We start from the raw sequence: 7,307 nt of genomic DNA, 5'->3' as shown, positions 1-7,307 counted from the left end.
CCGTTGTGGCGGGGGGCGGGGCGACCAAACCATTGTTGGGCGATCGTTTGCACGGTTTTCACCGAGAAGGCGTCTAATTGCTGCACCAATTCCTCGGTAATGCGGTGACGAATCAGCGATCCCCGTTCGGAAAAGAGAAACTCGATCGCCTGATCAAAAGCTTGGTCAAAATCATAGTCGGTGCTGCCACGGGCATTGCGTAAAAGATTTTCTAACCGATTCCACCGGAAACCGTCATCACGAAAGAGTAAATCGCGTAAAGAAGCCCGTAATTCCGGCGCGGGATCGGTGAGTAAACGTTTGGCAATGTAGGGATAGGCTTTACTCAAGACCTTAAAATTCGGATCAACATTGATCGCAATGCCTTCCAGGGTAACCAGCGATCGGATAATCAACGCATAGTAGGCAGGCACCTTAAAGGGATACTCGTACATCAATTCCGATAGTTGATCGGTAATGCTCTTAAAGTTCAAATCCGCAACGCTAGCACCTAAGGCATCACTAAAGACATTAGCCAGGGCCGGAACGATCGGGCGGAGGTCGGTTTCCGGGTCAAGAAATTCCAGTTTCACATAGTCTTCCACTAACCGTTCAAAATCCCGATTCACCATGTGAACTACGGCTTCAATCAAGCCATACCGTTGATAGGGTTTCACCTCCGACATCATGCCAAAGTCAAGATAAGCCAATTTGCCATTGGGCATTGCCATGAGGTTGCCAGGGTGGGGATCAGCGTGGAAAAAGCCGTGTTCTAATAATTGTCGTAGGGAACACTGAACGCCCACTTCAATAAGTTCAGTCGCATTAATGCCTTGCTGGCTGAGTTCCTCTAATTTGGTTAACTTGGTGCCAGCAATCCACTCCATTGTTAGCACCCGGCGGCGGGTATATTGCCAATAGATGCGGGGAACATAAATGCCTGGTAGGTGTCCGTAGAGCTTCGCAAAGCGTTCGGCGTTGCGCCCTTCGTGGGCATAGTCCATTTCCTCAAAAATGCGAGCGCCAAACTCGTCCATGATGGCAACGAGATTACTGCGCAAGTTCAGACGCTTCTGCCCCCAACTGGCCAATCGTCGCAAGATATAAAGATCCAGGGTAATTCCTTCGGCTAACCCAGGTCGTTGCACCTTAACGGCAACAATTTCTCCGGTATGCAATTGGCCTTTATAGACTTGCCCTAGGGACGCGGCTGAGACCGGCTCAGGCGTGAGTTTGGCATAGATATCCAGGGGTTTTCCCCCCAACTCTTCCTCAATAAAGCGATAGGCAACTTCGTTGGGGAAAGGCGGCAATTGATCTTGCAGTTGGGCCAGTTCTTCTAAATATAACGGTGGCACGAGGTCGGGGCGCGTCGATAGGGCTTGGCCTACCTTAATAAAGGCGGGTCCCAGACGGGTCAGAGTTTCCCGTAATTGAATCGCTCGTCGGTGTTGATGCAGATGAAGCTTGCCCCGACGGCGATCCCACCACAAACCCAGGAAAAACCACACAAGGGGGGCAAAAATGCCCAGGAGTCGCCCGATGGCTTGCAGGGGACGCCGATCGTAGTAGCGGGTGATCGCGATCGGGTCGTAGCGCAAATCCTTTGCCAGGGTGGCCGGATCAGCATCGTCGGGGATCAATGGCGCCTCGGCTTCGGCGATGGTTTCACTCTCGACGGTGACGATCGTCAAGTTGTGGGGGGCGTTGGTCAGGGGGCGATCGCCCACCGAACTGTGAACCTGTGTCTTGGACTGTACACCCGCCTCGGTTTTCATGCGCTTAACCCAGTAGCAATAATGTAAATCATTGTAACAACGGGAGCCGATCGGGCGCAGGGACTACACCCCCAGGAGATGGCGATTACCAACGCCTGGGGGCAATGGCGCAAGGTGTCCGCCTGGTTGACTGACAAATCTTTTTCCCTCATCCCTAAATCCCTTCTCCCACTAGGGGCGAAGGGACTGCCATCCCAAAACCGGCTTCAAAAGCCCCTCGCCCGCTCTGGGAGAGGGGTTGGGGAGAGGGCGGTTCGAGTTTTTGTCAACCCATCAAGGTGTTCGCACTGGCACCGGGACGGGACACGCTGATTTCATTCCAGAGGTCGCCATTGGCCCAACCAACCGGCCATCCTGACCTGACAAGGCAGGGGGAGTCTCGCCCTTAGGGTTGCCGGGGAGGCCGGAAGCGATCGGGCCGCAAGGGCGAGAGCAATTGATTCAGGCTACGCAGTTGTTCCGCCGTGCCCATACAAATCAGCAGATCCCCGGCCTCCAGGATCGTCTCTGCCGTGGGTCCTGCAATCAACGTGCCATCCCGTCGCCGAATCGCTAGCACCAAGACCCCCGATTGCGATCGCAGACGGGCCTCCCGCAGGCTTTGGCCCAAACAGTTGCAGGTACTGGGTTCGAGGAGATATTCCTCCACGTAGTAGGTGCGATCGCTGCCCGTGAGAATCCCATCGACAAAATCCATCACTTGGGGCCGCAAAGCGGCTGCCGCCATCCGCCGTCCCCCCGTCACATAGGGCGAAATCACCGCATCGGCTCCCCCCCGCTGGAGCTTTTGGATGCCTTCCTCCGTATTGGCGCGCGCGATCGTGCGAATGTGGGGATTCAGGGTTTTGGCCGAAAGCACCGTATAGAGATTTTCCGCGTCCGTGGGGAGGGCGGTCACCAGACAAATGGCCCGGTCAATCCCTAATTGGAATAGGGAGGCGTCTAGGGTGGCATCCCCCTGGATGGCAAAATAGCCCCGTTGTTGGGCCAGATCGATCGAAACTGGGTCCGCATCCATCACCACAAACGGAATCCCCTCCGCCGCAAACTCGAGCGCGACTTGCCGCCCAGTCCGGCCAAAACCACACACAATATAGTGATTCGATAGCTGTTCCATAAATCGCCGTTGGCGTCGCTGACGGATTCCGTGCTGAAAATAGCCTTGAATGATCGCCTCTGTAAAGCGGTTGGCGATGTAGGTAATGCAGACGATGCCAGCCAGAATGAGGGCGATCGTAAAGATGCGCCCCTGATCACTGAGGGGATAGGTCTCGCCAAAGCCCACTGTGGCTAGGGTGATGACGGTCATGTACAAGGCATCTAGCCAGCGCCAACCCTCAATGATCCGATAACCCAGCGTTCCCCCCAGAATCAAGCCAAGTAGGGCTAAGGACCCCCCCAGCAGATCACGGCGAATCTTACGATACCCCCGTTCTAAGGCATTATAGAGGGGGGGCTGGTGCTTGTGACTCCTATCCTCAATGGGGTTCACGCTGGGGAGGTAGTTGATTGTGGGACCAGTCCGAGTCGGCGATCGTATCGGGCAGCGATCGTTGCCGACCATAGAGCCACCAGAGGCCCAGTCCCCCTAGGGTCATCCCTAAGAGGCTCACCACTTGAGCAATGCGCAGCGGCCCTAACATGAGGCTATCGGTCCGCAAGCCCTCGATCCAAAGCCGACCTAAACTGTAGGTTAGCCAATAGAGCGAAAAGAGAGTGCCCGGTTTGCAGCGTGGCTGTGGTTGGCGCGAGTCCCACAGGAAGAGGCCCAGCAGTAGCCCCAAGACCCCCAGGTTCCACAGCGACTCGTACAAAAACGTGGGATGAAAATACTCAAAACTGCGATAGGCCAGCGGACGGTGATCGATCGGGATATACAGCTTCCAGGGTAAGTCTGTTGGGCGACCGAAGGCTTCCGAGTTGAAAAAATTGCCCCACCGCCCGATCGCCTGTCCCAAAATCAAGGACGGCGCAATCAAGTCAGCGATCTGCCAGAAGGAGAGTTTGCGGAGACGGCAAAACAGGATCGTCGCGATCGTTCCCCCCAAAATTGCCCCATGAATGGCGATCCCCCCTTTCCAAATCGCCAAGGCTTGCAGCGGATCCGCCGCATATGCTTGCCACTGGAATAACACATAGTAGAGGCGCGCCGCCGGAATGGCCCCCACCACAAGCCAAACGGCCAGATCCGCGATCGCTTCCGGGTCCACTCGGCGCTGTTTGGCTAACCACTGGGAGAGGGTCACGCCCATCAGGACTGCCGTCGCAATGAGCAGCCCATACCAGCGCACGGTTAACGGTCCCAGTTCCACCAGGATTGGTCCGGGGGATTCAAACCGGAAGGCTAAGGGCAAAAGAGACCACAACATAGGTTGGCTCATCAAAAAAATTTGGGTCTGAAACCCCGTCCTGCTAGGACGGCTTTACGTCTCACAGCCTAGCAGGTATAGCGTGAGCATGGACCAAGCCGACAGTTACCGTTTCTATCGGTTTGGGCATCGCTGTGTCTAACCTGGTGGTGAGGAGGTCAAACGCAGAATACCCAGCTCCGTTTTAGGTGACCACACCTGGAACGTGGGATAGCTGTCGCGGCGGTCTTGGTCCATGATCTATCCCACCGCCCTATCCCGCCGCCGGCTAACCCTCTTAAGACCTATTCACCCCAGATCTGGCAAGATACAGTGCGGCGACGGGGACCATCCAAATCCAAGAACAGGATGGATTGGTAGGTACCGAGGGCAAGCTGGCGATCGCGCACGGGGATGATCTCACTGGTACTGAGCATCATCGCCATGAGGTGGGAGTGGGCATTCATGGGTTCATCGGGGGGGATATTGGCCCGCAAATGCAGGTCGTTATGGCGATAGGGCCGATCGGGCGGGGCTAATTGCAGCAGGTGGGCTTTGAGATCGGCCAACAGCCGCTCCTCGTATTCGTTGATCGTGAGGGCCGTCGTGGTATGACGGGAGAAGACAAGAATGTGTCCGTGCTGAATGGCCGATGCGGCCAAGAGCGCCTCGATTTGCGGGGTCAGGTTATAAATACTGATGCCAGGGTTGGTGTCTACTTCGATCAGGTGGTGCGCGATCGCCATAACCATCGTGCTTGCCTTATTACTGGTAGTAGGGGCCTAATAGAATATCCCAGCTTCTGACCTTCTGGGCATACTCATCTTCGCAGAGTTGTGCCCGTTCCGCTGGCAAAAAGTCGTCAGCGACGAAATCACTGAAGGTATCCGGATCACTCCCATAAACGAAACAAGCGATGTTATAGAATCGCTGGCTACTTAAGGAATGTTCGCCCCAAAAGGTTAGGTTTTCCAGTTCTGTCTCTTGTTCTGCATCCACTGAGAACTGCACGACCCCGGCGAGCGTGGCCGCGACGCCGGCATCGCCACTTTGCAGAAGCATAATTGCGGCAAATTCATCTACTACATCCTCTTCCTTCCCCGTAATGGGTAATTCCAAAATATCCACTAGGGCATGACCCAATTCATGAAAGAAGGTAAAGACGGTGGCATTAATCACTTCGTTTACATAGTCTTCATCCGAGGTCTCTTCATCCGTAAAGATGTCTACATAGGCTTGGATTAGCTCATAGCACATGGAGATTTCTTGATTCTCCGGATCATAAAAGGCATTGGCTTCACCACATTCCATAAAGTTGACGGGGATATCCGTTGGCAAGGCGAGGTAACTATTGACAGCATCGGCAATTTCTGCAATGGTTTGGGTGTCCTTGAGGATGGTGTATACCGCCTCAAAGGTGGCATCCGCAACCGGCAGGTAGTTAATTTGAATATCGCCAGCATCCACGATCGTCTCGGCTTCCCCCTGGGCGAGGTTAAGGGGAGCAGCGATCGCACAACTTGCATGAGTCCAAGCCGTCGCGATCGTCAAGAGTGTGGCCAGCAGAACAGATTTCCCATAAATCATATCAATACCTAGAGCTAGTTGCCTTGAAAAGTATACAGCCTTTTTTATCGATTACGTTTTACTTATTCCTATCGGTACTCATGGATGTATCCTCAAACCATCGCATGCGTCTAAAGGTAAAAATGAGGGAAATAGCAATGGCTAACATCGCCATCATACATAGGGAATATCCCCAATAAAAATTAAGTTCAGGCATATTCCAAGGTGAAGTGTCTGTATTGAAATTCATGCCATAAACCCCAGCGATAAAGGTTAGGGGAATGAAGATCGTTGAAATGATCGTCAACACTTTCATGATCTCATTCATTTTATTGCTAACTGAAGAAAGATAAATATCCATTAAGCTAGACGCAATTTCCCGATAGGTTTCTAACATATCGATAATTTGCACAATGTGATCATAGCAGTCTACTAAATAGATCCGAATCTCTGGATCAAAATAGGCGCTACCATCGCGAATCAGGGTATTCATCGAGTCTCGCTGGGGCCAAATCGCTCGACGAATCGCGAGTAGTTCCCGCTTGATAAGATGAATCTTTTCCAAGGTCTGGCGTGTGGGATTCATAACCACCTCATCTTCTAGTTCTTCCAACTGTTCACCATAATCTTCTAAAATTGGAAAAAACCCATCCACGATCGCATCTAACAAGGCATAGGCTAAATAGTCTGGCCCCTGGTGACGAATACTACCCTTACCGGTACGGATACGATCGCGGACTGGTCCAAAGGAATCATGCTTAGATTCTTCCTGGACCGTTAACAAATAGTGCCGACCTAGAACAAAGCTCACTTGTTCGATGGCAAAGTCATCCTCCGGATTTTCCTTCGGCAAAACCATGCGTGAGATAATCAAAAGCTGGTCTTTATAGTCCTCAATTTTTGGTCTTTGTGGTACATTGACAATATCTTCAAGCATGAGGGGATGCAAGTTGAAAACTGTTCCCAAGCGGCGTAGAATCTCTTCACTCCCTAATCCCTGCACATCCACCCAGGAAACGGATGCTGTTTCCAGATAGGGAAGGCATTCCTCCGGCGTTTGAAGAACATGGCGCGTTGCCTTGTCTGGGCCATAGTCTATCAGGACGATCGTCGGGGGTGGGGCATCTGCTTCGATGCTGAGTGTGCCAGGAATGCTACCTGGCTCGTCATAAAAATAATCGAAATAGGTTTCATCCTCTGCCTCCTCTTCTGTCGCCGTTGCCTCTGTCGTTGGGTTGGCTGTATTTAAGGACACGACTTGCGGGGACTGTGCCCCGATCGTTCCCAACGGGCGAGCATTGCGAGCGTGTAACCATTGGGGAAATAACCGAAAGCGTCGTTGGGAGGGCATAGCATCTCGACTTATGTCTTAACGGGACGGGACGATCGGGCGGCGACAAGGTACGTCATCAATTGGAACCGTTGTCACCTTGATGGTTTTATAGCGGCTTGATCAAACTAGGTAGCATAGCCTGGGATACCCTAACGCACGAATCGCCTAGAAGTTTTCCTAAAGAAATGACCATGCCGATTGCGACGATCGGGCCATGCCGGTAGCCTCAGTCGATTCTCCTGCGGAGACGCTACGCGAATGAAAAACCATTGTGGGGTAGGCATTGTGCCTGCCTGGGTGACA

The 7,307-nt window shown here is 53.0% G+C and carries 6 protein-coding genes; all 6 read right to left on the bottom strand.

The window, feature by feature from the left end; all coding sequences use genetic code 11:
• The coding region (locus tag ACWIUF_RS08710) for an ABC1 kinase family protein (RefSeq protein WP_448571927.1) at nt 1-1,757 on the bottom strand (1,757 nt) is incomplete at its 3' end.
• A 385-nt stretch (nt 1,758-2,142) separates the two neighbouring features.
• Nucleotides 2,143-3,249, bottom strand: coding sequence for a potassium channel family protein (locus ACWIUF_RS08705; protein WP_448571926.1), 1,107 nt, complete (start codon nt 3,247-3,249; stop codon nt 2,143-2,145).
• On the bottom strand, nt 3,236-4,126 hold the full coding sequence (gene lgt / locus ACWIUF_RS08700) for a prolipoprotein diacylglyceryl transferase (protein WP_448571924.1): 891 nt from the start codon (nt 4,124-4,126) through the stop codon (nt 3,236-3,238). The genes ACWIUF_RS08705 and lgt overlap by 14 nt, the downstream gene beginning before the upstream one ends.
• 284 nt (nt 4,127-4,410) lie before the next feature.
• The gene (locus ACWIUF_RS08695; RefSeq protein WP_448571922.1) at nt 4,411-4,857 is read right to left on the bottom strand and encodes a secondary thiamine-phosphate synthase enzyme YjbQ; all 447 of its coding nucleotides are present in this window, start codon (nt 4,855-4,857) and stop codon (nt 4,411-4,413) included.
• 13 nt (nt 4,858-4,870) lie between these two features.
• Entirely contained in the window at nt 4,871-5,692 is an 822-nt protein-coding gene (locus tag ACWIUF_RS08690) for a DUF4344 domain-containing metallopeptidase (RefSeq protein WP_448571921.1), read from the bottom strand.
• Between the two features lie 58 nt (nt 5,693-5,750).
• Nucleotides 5,751-7,022 (bottom strand): magnesium/cobalt transporter CorA, encoded by a 1,272-nt coding sequence (gene corA, locus ACWIUF_RS08685; RefSeq protein WP_448571920.1) that lies wholly within the window; start codon nt 7,020-7,022, stop codon nt 5,751-5,753.
• Between the last annotated feature and the right edge of the window lie 285 nt (nt 7,023-7,307).

It is taken from the genome of Trichothermofontia sp., assembly GCF_053493415.1.
Note: the sequence above shows the minus strand (reverse complement) of the source record. Positions and strands in the feature narration are given on the sequence as shown.